The organism is Massilia sp. H6 (assembly GCF_024802625.1).
GTDB lineage: Bacteria > Pseudomonadota > Gammaproteobacteria > Burkholderiales > Burkholderiaceae_D > Telluria.
In genome coordinates, this window is record NZ_CP103371.1 from 1,819,815 (window position 1) to 1,837,101 (window position 17,287).

Sequence of the window (17,287 nt, forward strand, 5' to 3'; positions counted from 1 at the left end):
CTCGTTCTGAGCATGGCGGTGTTCATGGCCAGGCCGGCACAAGCACAGACAGTGTCGGAGTATGCAGCCAAGGCAGCCTTCATTTACAACGTGACCCGGTTCAGCAGCCTGACGCATGTGCATCCCGTCCTGCGGCTGTGCGTGTTCGGACGCGATCCGTTTGACGGCGCGCTGGACAGCCTCGAAGGCAGGAGCGTGGGGCAGTCGAAGTTGACGATCGCCTATCCACGTAGCGCCAAGCAAGCGCTCGAGCGCTGCCAGATCCTGTTCATCAGCGCGTCCGAAGAAGCCAGCATCGGCGAGCTGACCGAAGCCGCGGGCGCGGCCGCGCTGCTGACGATTTCCGACATCAAGGGCGCGGCGCGGCGCGGGGTGATGCTGGAACTGGCGTTGGAAAACAAACGCATTGCCTTCGAGTGCAATTGCAAGGCCATGCGCGCAGCCGGCATCGCCTTGAATGCAAGTGTCCTGCGGCTGGCGCGGGCCGTCTACTGAGCACAGCATAATGATCAACCGCATCGTCAGGTGGGCCGACCGGCAGACCCTCAGTACCCGGCTCAAATGGGTGAGCCTGGCGACAATTGCCAGTGTGACGCTTGCATACACGCTGCTGCTGATCGCGATCCAGGTGGGGTTTCTTACATCGTCGCTGTTGGCACAAAGCCAGGCGCAGGCAAGCGTGGTCAGCGAAAACCTGGCGGCGGCGCTGGTATTCGAAGACCACGACGGCGCCGCGGCGATCTTGACAGCCCTGCGTGTCGTCCCGGAAGTGGAATCGGCAACCGCCTACGATATGAAGCAGGCTGCGTTCGCCCATTTTGCGCGCACTCCCGGTGCGCCCGAAGCGTTCCTTGCCACGCCGGAGCGCCCCGACTACCTGCTCGACTGGCAGGCCATCCGGGTGTTCCAGCCGGTTTGGGTCGAGCAGCAACGGGTCGGCACCGTTGTCTTGCGCAGTTCGCTGGCGAGCGTGTATGCCAAGCTCGGGTTGAATCTGGCATTGACGGTTCCCTTGATGCTGCTGGCCATGGCCGCGGCCTGGGCGATACTGTCGCGGCTCCAGATCTTCGTGACCGCGCCGATCAATGCCCTGTCAAAAGTAAGCCAGGAAATATCCCTGCGCGGAGATTATTCCTTGCGCACGCGCGTGAGTCCGTCACCGGATATCGGCGCCCTGGCTACAGCCTTTAATGGCATGCTCGACCGGATCGAGCAGCGTGAGCGCGACCTGGAAGCTGAAATTGGCGAGCGCAAGCGTATTGAAGCCAGGCTCGACCGACTGGCGCATTTCGATCCAGTTACCAAATTGCACAACCGTCACTTTTTCAACGAACGGCTCCAGACGGCAATTTCGACAGCCCAGCAGACACGCCACTCGGCGGTGCTGATGTTTGTCGATCTGGACAATTTCAAGGCGGTCAATGACACGCTTGGCCACGACATCGGAGACGAGTTGTTGTGCCTGGTTGCACGCCGACTCGCGATCGAGCTGCGTTCGGACGACGTCATCTCGCGCATCGGCGGCGACGAGTTTGCGATTCTGCTGGAGAACGCGAGCGATCCTGAAGTCGGGCCCAGGATCGCGAAAAAATGCCTGGCTGCCCTTGGCGAGCCCATCAGTATCAATGGCAACGAGATCCACATCGGCGCCAGCATCGGCATGAGCATGTTTCCCGACCACGGGACCGACATCCATGCGCTGCTCAAGTACGCAGACATGGCCATGTACCAGGCTAAAACGAGCGGCAAGAATGCTTATCGTATTTTCACGCCCAGCATGCAAGACGAAGCGAAAAAGCGCTTTACGATCGATAACAACCTGCGCCGCGCGCTCGAGCGCGATGAATTCCTGCTGCTTTACCAGCCGCAGATCGACCCCTGCAGTGGCGAGATCGTCAGCGTGGAAGCGCTGATCCGCTGGCACCATCCTGAAGCAGGCATGATCAATCCGCTCGATTTCATTCCCATTGCCGAAGAGACCGGCATTATCGTGCCGATCGGTGAATGGGTGCTGCGCCAGGCATGCCATGACCTGAAATGCTGGCAAGCTCAAGGCTATGAGCTGGGAATCGCCGTTAACCTGTCCGGCCGCCAGCTTCGTGACGAAAGCTTCGTCGGCTCGGTCCTGGCAGTGTTGCAGGAAACCGGGATCGGTCCGCAATCGGTCGAGCTCGAGCTGACTGAAAGCATGCTGATGGATGCCGCTCCGGTCATCATGGAGCGGCTTCATGCGCTCAGAGCGCAAGGTATCGCGCTGGCGATCGACGACTTCGGCACCGGTTACTCGTCGATGAGTTACCTGAAGAACTTGCCGGTCGGGACACTGAAAATTGACCGCAGCTTTGTCAGCGGCCTGCCCGACCACGCCGAAGATGCAGCAATCGTGCGTGCGATCATCGCCCTGGCTGGAAGTTTGCAGATGGAGGTGGTTGCTGAAGGGATCGAGACCTTAGAGCAGGGGCAATTCCTTCAAACACTTGGCTGTAAAAAATTCCAGGGCTATTTCTATGGCAAGCCGCAATCCGCATCGCAGATTGGGCAATTGCTCGCGCAGCGAACCAGACCAAGTTCCGCTGGCCTTGTGCAAGCCTGAGTGCTGGCCTTACATTGACGCCATTCAATAGTGCGTCGACTAAGCCCATGCTTCGTGTACAGTCGATGCGTGAGGACTAGTGTCCTCCCCAGACACACGTGCCCCCCGTTTAAATTTTCATGAACACTTTGTCGTCGCGGCAGTGTTTTCTTTAGCCGATATGCAATCTCTCACTGGGGTTGAACGATGATGTACAAAGAATTTCGCCATTTACCTATACCGCACAGCATGGCCAAAGCTGCTGTTTCGCCGTGACGATCGAATTACTCGTTGCTTCGGCCAAAAGCTTCTTATTCGTGCTGGCGGCAATGCTGCCGATCTTGAATCCGGCCGCTACCGCACCAATTTTCCTGAGCCTGACCGATGGCGCATCGCCTGCTACCCGCATGTTGCTGGCGCGCCGTATCGCGCGCAATATGTTTTGGCTCATGGCCGGTTCCATGTTGGTTGGCTCGTATGTCCTGGATTTCTTCGGCATCTCGCTGCCGATTGTCCGGGTAGGGGGCGGCCTGCTGCTGGCTTCGGTCGCATGGCGCCTGCTGGGCGCAACGCCTACCACCCCTGACAGCCGGGCCGCGCTGGCCGAAACGTTCACGCCAGATCATGCGCACCGCCAGGCGTTCTATCCGCTAACCTTTCCGATCAGCTGTGGGCCGGCTTCCATTTCAGTAGCCATCACGGTTGGCGTGGCCCTGCACGATGTCGAGCTCGTTATATCGCTGGCACGCATGGGCGGGGCTTTAGTGGCGCTGGCAATCATCGGCATTCTTTTATATCTCGCCTTTCGCTATGGCGAACACTTCCTGCGGCTGATCGGTGAAGCCGGCACTGCCGTGTTTCTACGGCTGACTGCGTTCATTCTGCTCTGTCTGGGCGTGCAGATTGTCTGGGAAGGCATGCGCGAGCTACTGCTCGAAGTGACTTCTTTTTCTATGCACCCTGCGGTCATCCAGGCGCGCGTTCAATTTTCTAACAGGGAGATTTTCTTTGAATAACTTAACCGCCGCCACATCATTACGCTGTGCGCTTGCCGCAGCGGGCAGCCTGGTCAGCATGAGCGTTGCTGCACAAACCACGCCAACCGTCGATTTCTACGGCTCGCTACGCACGCAGATCGAGGCAGTCAGCCCCGATAACCAGGACCGGCTCGACTCGTACACGTCGGTACGCGACGCCTACTCGCGGCTGGGCGTGAAGATCGATTATCCGCTCAGCGCCGGACTCGCCCTGACTGGGCATCTGGAAATTCCGGTCGATTCGGCAAACTTGCGCTTGCGTGATTCCTACGACCAGGGAGATAGTGCGCGTCCCCACGGCCAGCGCGTCCGAATTGGTACGGTTGGCCTTCGTGGCAGTGCAGGATCGCTAGCTTATGGTCAGCAATGGATGCCTTATTACAATGCGATTGCGGCACCGGTGGATATGTTCAGCAGCTATTACAGCGGCTTTGCCACCTATACCGTGTTTCGGGTAGACCAGGCCATCGCGTACTCGACTCCGGAAATCGGGGGGCTGACACTGACGGCGGGTTATGCACCGAGCAGTGGCAACAAACGTTCTACCTCACGCATTGATGCATCGCGTAAACAGCTTGCTGCTGTCTATGCGTTTGGTGATACCCGCCTGGCAGCAAGCGTCGATGATCGCGGCAATGCGGGCTACGGCCGCAACCGGTTGTTTGGGCTATCGGCCAGTCACCAGATTGGCCCGGTTTATCTGGCGGCTAAATACGAGACATTTGACACAGGAAACCTCCGGCCGGGCGGCTTTTCGAGCGATGGCAACCAGGCTGTCAATCTGTTCGGCAGTTATACTGCCGGCGCCAATACGTTCAAGCTGATGCTCGCACGCGTCGAAAATTATGGCGACAATATTGTCCACCTTGGTATTGACCATCGCTTCACGGATAAATTCAAGTTGTTCGCGGAATACTATCGTGAAGGCGAAACGGCGGCCCTCACGCCGCGCCGGGGCGGCTTGAACGATTTCGATGCGAGTATCAGTGGCGGTCATGCAGTCGCTGTCGGCATTCGCCTCGATTTCTAAACGTTCGATCAGATGCCTCGCCATGTCGCGAGGCATGCATGCCATCACGAATGGACTTGATTGCGCCCCGCGTTCTTGGCGGTATAGACGCGGGCATCGGCAGTGGCGAGCAGGTCAGGCAAGGTTTGCTTGGGCATGAATGTGGCCACCCCGATCGATACGGTCACATGGATCACCGGCGCCTCCAGCAGGGGAGCTTGAGCCACGTTAACGCGCAAACGCTCTGCCACCTCGCGCGCTTCTATCATCGCTGTCCCTGGTAACACAACGACGAATTCTTCACCGCCGAAGCGCGCGCAAAAGTCTGTTGGTCGCAGGTACTCGACCATTCGTCGGGCGAAAACGCGTAGCACTTCGTCGCCGGTCATATGACCATGCCCATCGTTAATCGCCTTGAAAAAGTCGATATCCAGCATCAGGATAGAAAATGGTTTGCCACTGGAGCGATATAGCGACTCTTGTTGCTTGAGAAACTCCTCCAGTGCCCTGCGGTTCCCTTGCCCGGTCAGCGCGTCGGTGGCAGCATCGAGCTCCACCTTTTGCAAAGCCAGATGCAGTCGCTCGGCCAGCGAGGCATTGGCGCGTTGCAAGCGAAAGCCTTCGAGCAGGCGCTTCGACATCTCGTGCGTGTAATAGGCAATGAGCGTAATAAACACCGTCAAACCGGCCGCGTAATCCGTTGCACTCTTCTGGTTGGCAACATGTATCAGCAAGCCGACTACTGATACAGCCAGGATCGTGCAAATCTGACGGTAATACGCTACTGGATAGGTCGCATACGCCTGAGCATTGATCGCGATCACGCCGCACAGCAGCGCCATCAGCGTCGCGTCCAGCACCAGAGAGTGCCCCATCAGAAACCACGCCATCAATCCCCAGGCCAGCCCATCCAGGCCAGCAACGAGGTGAAGGCGCGTGCGATGACGCTCGAGTAGCGAGCCCTTCTTGATTACGTCTTGCAGGGTCCACAAGCTGAACGCCCACACCAGGGCAGCCGTACCGAGCCATCGAAAGAGTGCGGTGTTAGGAACGATATCCCAGCAAAACCACACGGCCAAGATCCAGCCGGCAGGCGTGGTCGTCAACGCGCGACGCAGCGTGATCACGCATTCCGAAAAGCCGGTGGCGCGTGCAAGGTCCAGGTCAGCCGCGCTATGTAACACCGCACTCATGCCATCCACGCGGATCGCGCGCTCATTGGAGCAGGCGACGTCAATATGCACATATCTTTGCGGGCGCGCTGGCGGCCTGGGCCTTTATTCAAGGTTTCACAGCAAATAGCGCGCGGCATGATTTGTATCCAGGGGGAAATAATTTCTATGGCGCGAGCTTACCGTAAAAACTCAGGATCATCAACGAGGGACGTTGTGAACACGCGTATTGACGCGGCTTGCCAGGCATAGCAGATGGATATCAATACGGCTTCGTTGCGCTTGCCTGGCATTGTAGAGAGCTAAAGGCCAAAGCTAGCGTGCTGCTTGCCGTGGCGGCCTTATTGCAGGGACTTTGTTGCTTTGGCACCGGCCTTTCCCGCTGCGAAGCGCCGATTCAATCGTGCTCCTTGAATCGAAATCTAGTCATTACAATCATGTCAACGCTGCTAATTAGCTAATTAGCTTATTGCTGTAGTGAATATTTCTCTGTCTGTACATGCAGATCCCATTCCTATAGACACGGAGGAATCATGTTCTTCGAAAGAGTAAAAACGGCAGGGCTGGGACATAACGCCTATATCCTCGGTTGCGGCGAAGGACTCGCTGTTGTCGTCGACCCGCGTCGCGATGTTGCCGAGTATCTCCAGATCGCCCGAGAAAACAACCTGAGCATTGCCTACTGCATCGAGACCCACCGCCAGGAAGACTTCGAATACGGCTCTGCCAGCCTGGCCGAGATCACGGGTGCAAAAATTTTGGCAGGAAAGCATCCGCTGTTTGGCCGCGCCGATGTGCGCCTTGGCGACGGCGAGGAAATCAAGATTGGCAGCACGCGCCTGGTCGCCCTGGCCACCCCGGGGCACACGCCCGAAAGCATGTGCTATGCGGTCTATCCGCAAGACGCGGGCGAGAATTGCTGGGGCGTGTTTACTGGCGATACCATTTTCGTCGGGGACACCGGCCGCACAGATTTGTCCGATCGGGAGCAGACTGCGGAAAACGCCGGGCTGCTCTACGATGGGGTGCATCAAAAACTGGCGCCGCTGGGCGACCAGGCGCTGATCCTTCCCGCACATGGTGCCGGCTCCGCATGCGGCGGCAACATTTCCGAACGCGACGATTCGACCATCGGGATCGAACGCGGGACAAATCCTGTTTTCAAGAAAAGTCGCGAAGCCTTCATGCAGCAGAAGGCCAGTGAGAACCTGCCGCGCCCACCGTATTTTTCGCACATGGAAGTGGTCAATCTCGAGGCCGGACGGCCCTTGCCGGCACCCGTCGGGGACCGCGTGCTGTCGCCTTCGGAATTCAAGAATCGCATGAAAGAAGGCATGGTGATCGATACGCGCTCGCCCGAAGCCTTCGCCGGCTCGCATATCCACGGTTCTTACAATGTCTGGCTGAAAGGACTATCGGCTTTCGGCGGCTGGATTGCAGATGACAAGAGCAGCATTTTCTTGATCGTCGACGAACCGGATCAGGCTCCGGTCGCGATCGCCTCGCTGGCCCGCATTGGTATCGACGGCGTCCAGGGTGTTCTGGTCAAAGGAGTGGAAGCCTGGCGCGAGGCGGGCTTCCCGATCGAAGCATTCGGTACGACCAGCGCCGAGGAAGCGTCGCAATGGATGAAGAATCGAGACATTCTTGTCCTGGATGTGCGCGACGATATGGAGTGGGAAGAAAAACATATTCCAGGCGCGCAGCATGTATTCGTCGGCGACCTTGAGGCAAACCTTCAGAAGCTTCCTAAAGACCGGACCATTGTCGCTCACTGCAGTGTCGGTCACCGCTCCGCCGTGGCGATGAGTATTCTGCGGCGAAATGGTTTTACCGACATATACAACATGTTGGGCGGCATCACCGCCTGGGAAAAACTTGGGCTACCCCTGAACAAGGGCGCCGCCAATTAACTGTCGAAGGAGACAAACATGAACCTTAGTAGCGGCGCATGGGATCCCTATCTGGTCGGCGCACTCATAGGTGTTCTGTCCATGGCAACATTTTATTTTTCGAACAAGCCGCTCGGCGTATCGACGGCTTATGCACGCGTCGCAGGCTTGCTTGGTTACATGGTGTCCAAGCCACATACAGACGCGCTTAAGTTTTATCAGGACAAAAGCCCGAAAGTCGAGTGGGAAGTCATGCTCTTGCTCGGCACCGTGCTGGGCGGTTTCATCGCCGCCTTTTCGGGCGGGGAGTTCAATGCGTCCTTCATTCCACCGATGTGGGCCGCCCAGTTCGGCAACGATTTTTCCTTGCGCCTGATCGTCGCCTTCGTCGGCGGTATCGTGATGGCCTTTGGCGCCAGGCTGGCAGGCGGCTGCACGAGTGGACACGGGATCAGCGGCACACTGCAGCTGTCTGTTGGTTCGTGGATCGCACTGGCCGCATTTTTTGCCGGCGGCGCCATAACGGCACGGGTGATGTATGGCTAAGAAGAGCGCACAGATGCCTGCAGAACCGCTTGCCGGAAAAGGGCAGGCCGGCGCCGATCATCCGGGCAAAGAGGCGGCCGACAGTGCCCCGGCGCCGCGGCAGCTGCTGCTTGGCCTCGTGTTCGGCATCATGTTCGGATTTTTGCTGCAAAAGGGCGGCGTAGCCAAATATGAGGTGCTGATGGGTGCATTGCTGCTGACAGATTTCACGGTCATGAAGATCATGCTCAGTGCGATCCTTGTCGGCATGATCGGCATTTTCGGCATGCACGCCCTTGGACTGGTAAAGCTCCATGTCAAGCCGACCAAATATGCGGCGAATATCATCGGCGGGCTGATCTTCGGCATCGGTTTCGCACTGATTGGCTATTGTCCGGGAACCGGTGCGGCAGCCTTGGGTCAGGGAAACCTCGATGCGATTCCCGGCATCGCTGGTTTGCTTGCGGGTAGCTACCTGTATGCGGAGTTCTCGAAGAAACTCAGCGCCACGGTGCTGACCTGGGGCGACCGCGGTTGCATCATGCTGCCAGAACTGATCGGGGTAGGGAGAACGGCCTTTTTGTTCGCTTTTGCACCGGCGATATTGGCAGTCCTGGCGGTGCTGTACTGGTTCGCACCCTAGCGCGATCGCGCGACAGGTCCTGGAAAGGACGCTGTACGCGCGACGTAAACATCAGGCGTCGATCAATGCGCGGACTTTCCTGGCAAGTGCGCTGATCTCGAACGGTTTGGTCAGCACCTCCATGCCAGCGTCGAGCTGGCCATTGCCGACAGCTGCCGTATCAGCATAGCCAGTAATGAACAGCACTTTGAGACCGGGGCGTTGCACGCGTGCGGCATCGGCGACCTGGCGGCCATTGAGGCCGCCGGGTAGCCCCACATCGGTCGCCAGCAAATCGATGCGTGTCTTGGAGTTGAGTATCTGCAAGCCCGTACGGCCATCCTGCGCGGTCAGCACGCGGTATCCAGCGTCGTGCAACACTTCTTCGATGATGTCACGCAAGGCACGCTCGTCCTCGATGAGTAGCACAGTCTCCCCTTGGCCTGATTCGACAGAAAACGCCTCGACAGGCTCATCGGCTAGTGCTTGACCGACATAGCGCGGCAGATAGATCGTCATGGTCGTGCCGGCGCCAACTTCGGACTCGACCCGCACTTGACCTCCGGACTGGCGCACGAAGCCATAGACCATCGACAGTCCCAATCCCGTACCTTCGCCCAAGGGCTTGGTGGTGTAGAACGGATCGAAAATCCGTTCCATGACTGTGGGGGACATTCCTGTGCCGGTATCGGAGACCCACAAGGTGACATACTGTCCTGGCGGCAGATCGCCGTCATTGCTGCGCTGATCGACGAGTTTATTGGTGGTTCCCAGGATCAGCTTGCCGCCGCCGGGCATCATCGCGTCGCGGGCGTTAATGCACAAGTTGAGCAGGGCATTTTCAAGCTGCGAGGAATCCACTTTCGTCAGCCAAAGATCGGGTGCCTTCACTACCGCGAGTTCCACCATGGGTCCGGCCGAGCGGCGCACCAACTCTTCCATGCTGGCAATCAGGCGGTTCACATCCGTGGGTTTGGGATCGAGCGTTTGCCTGCGCGAAAAGGCCAGCAAGCGCTGCGTGAGCGAGGCGGCCCGCCGCACCGAAGATTCCGCGATGTCGACATAATGCTCCAGCCCACTGTATTGGCCTCGCTGCAGTTTCAGCTTGAGCACCTGCAGGCCACCGCTGATGGACGCTAGCAGGTTGTTGAAGTCGTGCGCCAGTCCGCCGGTGAGCTGGCCGACCGCCTCCATCTTCTGCGACTGGCGCAAAGCTCCCCGCGCCGCCTCAAGTTCAGCCTCGCGCGCTTTGTTGACGCTAAGGTCGCGTCCCACGGCGATGAAGTTCGCGCCATCGAGTTCAGGAGTGACGGTCCACTCGATATACTTCCAATGCCCATCTTTTGTCGCGATACGGTTCTCGAACCGGGCCGGCTGGTGGGTCTCAGCCATGCGCGCGATCGCCTCCAGGGTCGGCGCCATGTCTTCCGGATGCATGAATTCGCCATAGGAACGTGTGAGCAGCTCCGTTTCGCTCCACCCCAGGACCTGGGTCCAGGCCGGGCTGACAGTCGACATTCTTCCTTCGTAGTTAGCCCGGGCCAGCATGTCCTGGGACAGATTCCAGAGCCGGTCGCGTTCCGCCGTGCGCGTTGCCAGATCCGCCTCACGCTCCTTTTCGCCCGTGATATCGCGGCCGGTCGCATAAATCATGTTGTTGGCCGGTGCCGCAGTCCAGGAAATCCAGCGGATCGAACCATTCTTGTGTCGGTAACGGTTTTCGATGGTGGGCCGCCCGCCCGACGCTGCCTTCTCGAACGTTTCAGCAGTCATGGCATGGTCGGCTTGTATCACGAACTCGTTGCTGTGTCGGCCGACGAGCTCCTCGGTCGCGTAACCAAGCAATACAGTCCAAGCCGGGTTCACCCGCCGGTAGTAGCCGTTGAAGTCGATCACGAGCATGAGGTCAGGAGACGTTTCCCACATACGGTCGCGCTCGGCCGTACGCTCCACGACCTGCGTTTCCAGTGTGTTATTGAGCTCTCGAAGATCCTGTTCTGCGCGCTGGCGAGCAGCGATATCCAGTGCTTGCTTGCGCTTGGCGAATACCTGTTTTGTCGTCTCGATGCAGGCACAGAACAAGCCGGCGACCCTGCCGCTCTCGTCGCGTACTGGCGTGTACGAGAACGAGAAGTGGGTCTCCTCGACGTAACCATTGCGCTCCATCAAGAGCTCGATGTCGTCCCAGTACAAGGGTTCACCCCGGTAGGCTTGCTCGACCAAGGGCACGAGGTCGCTCCTGATCTCGTGCCAGACCTCGAGAAAGTCCTTGCCGAGCGCGGGGTGTTTGCTGGCGAGTATCTCGACATAGCGATCGTTGTACAGCAGCGTACGTTCCGGCCCCCAGGCCAGGAATGACGGTTGCTCGGACACGAGCATCATGCCGACCACGGTTTTCAGTGATTGCGGCCACTCCTCGACTGGGCCAAGAGGGGAGGCTGACCAGTCATGGGCGCGGAACAGCGCGGCCATGTTGCCGGCTCCGGACAAGAAATCTGCCTGGGATTGACCCACCTCAGATGCGGGGAGCATGCAGCATCTCTACGAATGATGGGAGTGGCCAGATGACCTGACCGTCAAGTTGTCCAACGAGGACGTCGAACCGAGCTGGTCCGGGCCCGGACAGGATGTGACTGTGGCTGTATGAAACGATATTTTGCATGAAGATACATTGAAGCTAACTTGACTCATCTTACGGTTCGGGCCGAACCCAGGGAAGTATTGATTCATCGGCGCTCCAGCGCCTGCAGCGAGCTGAACTGCCACCCTGAATTATCGCATTTCCATCCGGTGGCACGCGTGAACGCACGCGTATTCAAAGATTGCCGCGGGTTCGCCGGCACCCCGAGGCAGCACAACCCAGCCGGTCGCCGTCGAGAATGGCGCGCACGATTGAGTAGCGCACAGAAGTTTCGTTTCATTGATGCTAATCTGCGGAAAAGGTGAGGAATCGTATAGAAATTGCAACTGTGCGATACCTGGAATCACCATTGCCGATTCGGACCCGATTGAACTTTTAACCCCTCACGGAGAACACCATGACCCAGAATTCATCGAACGACACCCAGAATCAACAAGCAGCTCCTGGCAGCGAGTCGGAAGCGGAAAAGGCCAAGCGCGAGGCCGGCGTCAACGTCGACAAGAGCAGCCACGACCACATGTCGCGCGACAAGGCCGGCAAAGAAGGTGGCGCAGGCGGCGGTGCCAAGCAAGAGCAGAAGCACTAAGTGTCAGTGGCGGCCAGCGCCTTGAGTTTGGCGCTGGCCGCATGTCCATGACCGCTGCCCAGAGGATCCCACGATGATGCAAGACAATCGCAGCATACGCGCGCATACGACTCCCGATCCGGGTGAAAAGCCCGAGCCAGTGCCGGTGCCGGACGATGTCCCGGCACCAGTGAACGCACCGGTGGAAGAGCCAACCCCGCCAGAAATTCCCATCAAGGCGAGCCGCGTGCATTGACACGGGCGTGCCCTTGGCGTGTTGAAACGGCCCCTTTCGAGGGGCCGTTGGCGTTTTTTGGCGTGTGTGTGACTTTGCGCGGCTATGGCTTCGCACCCGGGCTCGCTGGCGTGACCGGCGAGTTGGAAGAGACACGGCCCTGACCGGCGTCGCCGGACTGGCGCGAGCGATTGCTTTCGCGCTGGATCTGCCCGTGGCCGGCCTTGTCTCGTTCGGACGCCGTCTCGGCACCACGCTCAGCCTTCTCGACGGTGGGCGCGGGCGGCACCACCGGCGCGGCGCCGTCGGCCGGCGCTGGCGTATCCCTGGTGCCGGGTTCCGCGGGAGCGGATGGGCGGTTAATATCCTTGATGATATTGTCTGTTTCCACCTGACCGGGTGTGCGTTCGCCGCTGCCGACATCGGCTTCCTCGGCCGCGGTGCGTGAATGTGTCGGATGAGGTTCCGGTGTGCTGATCTGCATGATGTTCCCTCTCGTCTGGTCGACAGTCCTGGCATCCTAGCAGCGCTGCGTGGGAGGCGGCGCGCCGTTCGCCAGGAGGCGAGCCAATCACGCGGCGGTGGCAACATCGATGAGGCCGTCGATCAGACTTTGCCCGTGTTTTCAACGCGACCAGAGCGCAAAAAGCCCACGAACCGTAGTCGTGGGCTTCTTGTTTATTCGTGGTAGGCCGTGCGGGATTCGAACCTGCGACCAACGGATTAAAAGTCCGCTGCTCTACCAGCTGAGCTAACGACCCGAAGAAGCGAGATTATAAAGGGGCGGATGCCAGGCTGTCAATCCTGGCCCATACTGCCCCTCTCTCGGAAACTTATTTCAAGGAAGCGAGTCGGTCGCGCGCTGTCTTGGCCGCGCTCGAGTCCGGGTGCTTCGACACCAGCTGCTGCAGCGTTCGCTTGGCGTTCTTGCTGTCCTTGAGCAGGGCATAGCTGCTGGCGATGTTGAGCATCGCATCCGGCACCTTGCTGCTGCTGGCGTAGGTGGTCGTGAGGACTTCCTGGGCGGCGATCGCTTTCTTGTAGTCACCCAGCGCATACCACGCATTGCCGAGCCAGTACTGGGCGTTCGATGCATAGGCCGATTCGGGGTAGCGCCGCACGAAATCCTGCAGTGCGGTAGCGGCGCCCTTGTAGTCGCCCGACTGGAATTGGGCAGTGGCGCTCTCGTAGGCGGTTTTTTCCGAGGGCAGCACCTCGGCGGCCTGGCCGTCGATGGTTTCCTGTTGCGGCTCGATCTTCCTGATGCGCGCGTCGAGGTCGGCGTACAGCTGCTTCTGGCTGCTCTGGGCCTTGCTGATCTCATTGGCCAGCACTTCGACCTGGCCGCGCAAGCGCGCAATTTCGCGCATGGTTTGCTCGTGCTGGTTCAGCATGTCGAGCTGGGCTGTCTTGTCCGACTTGGTATCGATGCGGCTGTTCAGTTCGCGCGCGATCGTATCGACCTTGGTGCGCAGGTCGAGAATGGCCCGCCGCGCTTCCGCGTCATCGAGCAGGCCGGCGCTGGCCTGCAACGGCATCCAGGCCAGCAAAGCCAGGGCGCCAAGGCGGGATAGGGACAATTTCATCATGGCAGGAATCTTTCCGGTTGCAGAATAAAAACAGGGCGGATGCAGTCTGCACTGGCATCCGCCCCATTGTCAATCGGCATGGCCTAAGTACTTACCCACTCGGGTACCTGGCGCCGCATTGCGCGATTACTGATAAACGATATCGGCACGGCGGTTTTCAGCCCATGCCGCTTCGTTGCTGCCAGTGGCTTTCGGCTTTTCTTCGCCCAGCGACACGGCTTCCATCTGGTTGTCCGACACGCCCAGCGATGCCATCGAACGGCGCACGGCTTCGGCACGCTTCTGGCCCAGGGCCAGGTTGTACTCGGTGCCGCCGCGTTCATCGGTATTACCCTGGATCAGCACCTTGCGCGAACCGTTCTTGGTCAGGTAGCTCGAGTGGTTGGCGACGACCTGCTTGCCGTCTTCGCGCACGACGAAGCTGTCGTAGTCGAAGTAGACGCTGCGGTTAGCCAGCACGCCGCGTGGATCGTTCAGCGGATCGACACTGCCGGTTTCCACCGGACGAACGTCGCGCGGATCAGCCGCCTGTGCGACCGGGGTCGGGCTCCTCTCGACCACCGGGGTTTCGGCCAGTTTTGGCGACGAGCAAGCGGTCAGCAGGGCGGCCGAAGCGATAAGGGCTACTTTCTGAAAGTGGCGCATGGTTTTTCTCCTTGTCTAATAAAAAGTGAACTTCTTTACTGCATGAAAGGACCCCAGCTGGGCTCCCGGATGTTTCCCGCTTTTGTGGTCAGGCGCTGCTTTACCCGTCCATCCACCGACACCACGGCGAGCGCAACGCGGCCACCGGCCTTGGTTGCATACATGATGTACTTGCCGTTCGGCGAAAAACTCGGTTCGGTGGCCCCATCGGCCAGGCGCAGCTCCTGGCCACTGGCCAGGTCCATCGCATAAAGAGAGAAACTGCCGCCGCGCTGGGAAATCCATGCGAGGGTCTTGCCGTCCGAAGACACGCGCGGGCTGATGTTGTAGTTACCGTTGAACGTGACGCGGGTGGCATTGCCGCCCGCAACGCTCATCTTGTAGATTTGCGGACCGCCGCTGCGGTCGCTGGTGAAGTAAATGGTCTGGCCGTCGGCCGAAAATTGCGGCTCGGTGTCGATCGCCGCGTTGTTGGTCAGGCGGCGATGGCCGGTGCCGTCCGAACGTACGGTATAGACTTCGGTATTGCCATCTTTCGACAGGGCCACGGCCAGCGTATTGCCATCCGGTGCCCAGCTCGGTGCCGAGTTGTTGCCCTTGAGGTTGGAAATCACGTTGCGGCGGCCGGTCATCAGGTCTTGCAGGTACACCACGGGCTTGCGGTCTTCCATCGAGACATACGCGACCTTGCTGCCGTCCGGCGACCAGGCCGGCGAAATGATCGGCTCGCGGCCACGGGTGGCGATAATTTCGTTCTCGCCGTCGGCGTCGGCCACCGCCAGCGTGTAGTTGCGGCCGGCGCGGTCTTCCTTGACGTAGGCGATGCGGGTCGAAAAGATGCCGCGCGTGCCGGTCAGCTTTTCATAGACATCGTCGGCAATGCGGTGGGCCTGCAGGCGCGTGTACTTCGGCTGCACTTCGCCCCCTAACTGGGAGAGCTGGGTTCCGCTGACGGTGTCGTGCAGCTTGTAGCGCACGGCAAGACGGCCATCGGGCTGGCGTGTCACGCTGCCGACTACCAGTGCCTGGACACCGCGTGCCTTGAACGCCGCCAGGTCAATGTTCGCGCCGTCGCTGATGGCCTGGCCGGCATCGGTGACCTTGAACACGCCACTGCGCTCGAGATCGGCGCGGATGATGGCGGACACCTGTTCTGGAGCCACCGATTCGTCGGCGAAGGCCGCAACCGCTACGGGAATCTGGTTGCTGCCCACGCCGGCGATTTCAACCTTGAGCTGGGCCTGGGCAGTGCTTGCCAGGAGGGTCGCGCTAAACAGCAGGTAATGGAGTTTTTTCATAGTTGATCGTTTGATTGGACTAACCAGGTCAGTCGTAATCCTTCATCGAGAAATTAACGTCGAGTGTGCGTTCCACCGTCCCGTCCTTTTTGGTCGGGAGAGGAGATGATGCCTTGATGCCATTCTCCACTGCTCTGTCGAACTCAGGCACACCGCTGCTTTTTACCAGCCGCACCGACATGATGTCGCCGGTCGGCAGCTGTTCCACCTTGAACACGGCCTTCGGGTTACCCGGCATGGTGGTGCTGCCGGCATACGCGGTCTTGCTCTTGATCTTGGCAGTGATGGCGGCCACGTAGCCGGCATCGGCCTTGGGTGCGGTCGACTTGACGGCGCTGCCGCTGCTGCCCATGGCGCCGGCCATGCGTTTGAGGTCGTCGGCGCGGATCTTGGCGAGGCGCTCTTCGTCGGCCTTGGCCGCCTTGTCCTTGGCGGCCTTTTCGATTGCCAGTTTTTTCTCGGCGGCCTGCTTCTCGCGTTTCTTCTGGTCGTCGGCTTCTTTCTTGGCCAGTTCTTTTTCCTTGCGCTCGGCCTCGTCTTTTTTCTTCTGCTCGGCCAGTTCCTTGCGCTCGCGTTCGCGCTTTTCTTCGCGCTGCTCTTCGCGTTTCTTGGCCAGCTCGCGCTCGCGCGCTTCTTCCTTGAGCTGTTTCTCGCGTTGCAGCTTGATGTCCGACGGCGTGGGGGCGGGGCGCTCGACCGGCGGCGGCTCGGCCACGCGCGGCGGCGGCGGGGCAGGCTCGGGTTCTGGTTCGGGTTCAGGACGAGGCATCGGCTCCGGCGCAGGCGGGGGCGGCAGCTCGGGCGCAGCGGCGCTCTGGACCGACATGTCCCAGACTTCGGCCTCGACTGCTACCGGCTCGTTGTTCTGCCAGCTGATTCCGAACCACAAGAAACCCACCAGCACGGCGTGCACCGCCACCGCCAGCAAGAAAGCGGGCAAGCGGCTCGGCTCTGGCGGCACGCTGTAGGGCGCGCCGTTGGTGGCAGGACTCATGGCTGGCATCGCTGCATGGGAGTGGTCAATCCGGGCATCGTCACTTGGTGGCCAATCCCACCCGGTCGATGCCCAACTTCTTGGCTTCGGAAATCAGCTGGATGACATCGTCGTATTTGCTGTCACGGTCTGCCGCGATCAAGACCGGGTAGTCGGGATTTTCTTCGTGCAGCGCGCGCAGGCGCTCGAGCAGGGCGGTGCGATCGGCAACGTCGACGGACGCGACCTTCTGCTGGCCGCCGACGCCGATCGACAGCTTGTTCTCGGGCTGGATCGAAATCTGGATATAGGTGTCCGGCGGCAGCGCCGACCTGGTGGCGCTTGGCAGGTTGACGACGCTCGGCGCCTCATTGGCGGGGACCGCCATGAAGATAATGAGCAGCACCAGCATCACGTCGATATAGGGCACGACGTTGATCTCTGACTTGAAGCTGCGTTTGCGCCCGCTGCGCAGGCTGCTGGAAAAGGCCATTCGATCGTCTCCGCTACGC

Annotated in this window: 17 protein-coding genes and 1 tRNA gene; 9 read left to right on the forward strand and 9 right to left on the reverse strand. The window is 59.7% G+C overall.

Annotated elements, in window-relative coordinates:
* The first annotated feature begins 24 nt into the window (after nucleotides 1-24).
* The 4 genes from NRS07_RS08080 to NRS07_RS08095 all read left to right on the forward strand — a co-directional run bounded on the left by NRS07_RS08080 (nucleotide 25) and on the right by NRS07_RS08095 (nucleotide 4,639).
* On the forward strand, nucleotides 25-495 hold the full coding sequence (locus NRS07_RS08080) for a YfiR family protein (protein ID WP_259212387.1): 471 nt from the start codon (nucleotides 25-27) through the stop codon (nucleotides 493-495).
* Nucleotides 496-505: 10 nt separating this feature from the next.
* Complete coding sequence (locus tag NRS07_RS08085; RefSeq protein WP_259212388.1) at nucleotides 506-2,593, forward strand: bifunctional diguanylate cyclase/phosphodiesterase; 2,088 nt, start codon at nucleotides 506-508, stop codon at nucleotides 2,591-2,593.
* Between the two features lie 251 nt (nucleotides 2,594-2,844).
* Nucleotides 2,845-3,588, forward strand: coding sequence for a MarC family protein (locus NRS07_RS08090; protein ID WP_259212390.1), 744 nt, complete (start codon nucleotides 2,845-2,847; stop codon nucleotides 3,586-3,588).
* Nucleotides 3,581-4,639, forward strand: coding sequence for a porin (locus NRS07_RS08095; RefSeq protein ID WP_259212392.1), 1,059 nt, complete (start codon nucleotides 3,581-3,583; stop codon nucleotides 4,637-4,639). The genes NRS07_RS08090 and NRS07_RS08095 overlap by 8 nt, the downstream gene beginning before the upstream one ends.
* 44 nt (nucleotides 4,640-4,683) lie before the next feature.
* Here the strand turns inward: NRS07_RS08095 and NRS07_RS08100 are convergent, their stop codons facing one another.
* Nucleotides 4,684-5,862: a diguanylate cyclase gene (locus NRS07_RS08100; protein ID WP_259212394.1), complete on the reverse strand. Its 1,179-nt coding sequence runs from the start codon at nucleotides 5,860-5,862 to the stop codon at nucleotides 4,684-4,686.
* 461 nt (nucleotides 5,863-6,323) lie between these two features.
* Here NRS07_RS08100 and NRS07_RS08105 point away from each other — a divergent pair, with 461 nt between their 5' ends.
* Genes NRS07_RS08105 through NRS07_RS08115 form a run of 3 tightly spaced genes read left to right on the forward strand, consistent with a single transcriptional unit; the run spans nucleotide 6,324 to nucleotide 8,850 of the window.
* The gene (locus NRS07_RS08105) at nucleotides 6,324-7,703 is read left to right on the forward strand and encodes a rhodanese-like domain-containing protein (RefSeq protein ID WP_259212397.1); all 1,380 of its coding nucleotides are present in this window, start codon (nucleotides 6,324-6,326) and stop codon (nucleotides 7,701-7,703) included.
* Nucleotides 7,704-7,721: 18 nt separating this feature from the next.
* The gene (locus tag NRS07_RS08110) at nucleotides 7,722-8,228 is read left to right on the forward strand and encodes a YeeE/YedE family protein (protein WP_259212398.1); all 507 of its coding nucleotides are present in this window, start codon (nucleotides 7,722-7,724) and stop codon (nucleotides 8,226-8,228) included.
* The gene (locus NRS07_RS08115) at nucleotides 8,221-8,850 is read left to right on the forward strand and encodes a YeeE/YedE thiosulfate transporter family protein (RefSeq protein ID WP_259212400.1); all 630 of its coding nucleotides are present in this window, start codon (nucleotides 8,221-8,223) and stop codon (nucleotides 8,848-8,850) included. The genes NRS07_RS08110 and NRS07_RS08115 overlap by 8 nt, the downstream gene beginning before the upstream one ends.
* Before the next feature lie 51 nt (nucleotides 8,851-8,901).
* Here NRS07_RS08115 and NRS07_RS08120 read toward each other — a convergent pair whose 3' ends face one another.
* Nucleotides 8,902-11,301: a PAS domain S-box protein gene (locus NRS07_RS08120; RefSeq protein ID WP_259212401.1), complete on the reverse strand. Its 2,400-nt coding sequence runs from the start codon at nucleotides 11,299-11,301 to the stop codon at nucleotides 8,902-8,904.
* A 566-nt stretch (nucleotides 11,302-11,867) separates the two neighbouring features.
* Between NRS07_RS08120 and NRS07_RS08125 the strand changes: the two genes are divergently transcribed.
* Both NRS07_RS08125 and NRS07_RS08130 read left to right on the forward strand, forming a co-directional pair.
* A complete protein-coding gene (locus NRS07_RS08125; protein WP_259212402.1) occupies nucleotides 11,868-12,056 on the forward strand; it encodes a hypothetical protein in 189 nt (62 codons plus the stop codon).
* 73 nt (nucleotides 12,057-12,129) lie between these two features.
* Complete coding sequence (locus NRS07_RS08130; RefSeq protein WP_259212404.1) at nucleotides 12,130-12,291, forward strand: hypothetical protein; 162 nt, start codon at nucleotides 12,130-12,132, stop codon at nucleotides 12,289-12,291.
* 82 nt (nucleotides 12,292-12,373) lie between these two features.
* On the opposite strand, the gene NRS07_RS08135 is transcribed toward NRS07_RS08130, so the two are convergent.
* From NRS07_RS08135 to NRS07_RS08165, 7 genes are all read right to left on the reverse strand, one after another.
* The gene (locus tag NRS07_RS08135) at nucleotides 12,374-12,754 is read right to left on the reverse strand and encodes a hypothetical protein (protein ID WP_259212406.1); all 381 of its coding nucleotides are present in this window, start codon (nucleotides 12,752-12,754) and stop codon (nucleotides 12,374-12,376) included.
* 201 nt (nucleotides 12,755-12,955) lie between these two features.
* Nucleotides 12,956-13,031, reverse strand: a tRNA-Lys gene (locus tag NRS07_RS08140).
* Nucleotides 13,032-13,103: 72 nt separating this feature from the next.
* The gene (gene ybgF, locus NRS07_RS08145) at nucleotides 13,104-13,859 is read right to left on the reverse strand and encodes a tol-pal system protein YbgF (protein WP_259212408.1); all 756 of its coding nucleotides are present in this window, start codon (nucleotides 13,857-13,859) and stop codon (nucleotides 13,104-13,106) included.
* Between the two features lie 126 nt (nucleotides 13,860-13,985).
* Nucleotides 13,986-14,504, reverse strand: a complete 519-nt coding sequence (gene pal / locus NRS07_RS08150) for a peptidoglycan-associated lipoprotein Pal (RefSeq protein WP_259212411.1) — start codon at nucleotides 14,502-14,504, stop codon at nucleotides 13,986-13,988.
* A gap of 35 nt (nucleotides 14,505-14,539) precedes the next feature.
* Nucleotides 14,540-15,802 carry a Tol-Pal system beta propeller repeat protein TolB gene (gene tolB, locus NRS07_RS08155; RefSeq protein WP_259212412.1) on the reverse strand — a complete coding sequence of 421 codons (1,263 nt, stop codon included), beginning with the start codon at nucleotides 15,800-15,802 and terminating at the stop codon, nucleotides 14,540-14,542.
* A 28-nt stretch (nucleotides 15,803-15,830) separates the two neighbouring features.
* Complete coding sequence (tolA, locus tag NRS07_RS08160; protein ID WP_259212413.1) at nucleotides 15,831-16,796, reverse strand: cell envelope integrity protein TolA; 966 nt, start codon at nucleotides 16,794-16,796, stop codon at nucleotides 15,831-15,833.
* Nucleotides 16,797-16,836: 40 nt separating this feature from the next.
* Complete coding sequence (locus NRS07_RS08165) at nucleotides 16,837-17,268, reverse strand: biopolymer transporter ExbD (protein ID WP_259212414.1); 432 nt, start codon at nucleotides 17,266-17,268, stop codon at nucleotides 16,837-16,839.
* Nucleotides 17,269-17,287 lie beyond the last annotated feature (19 nt).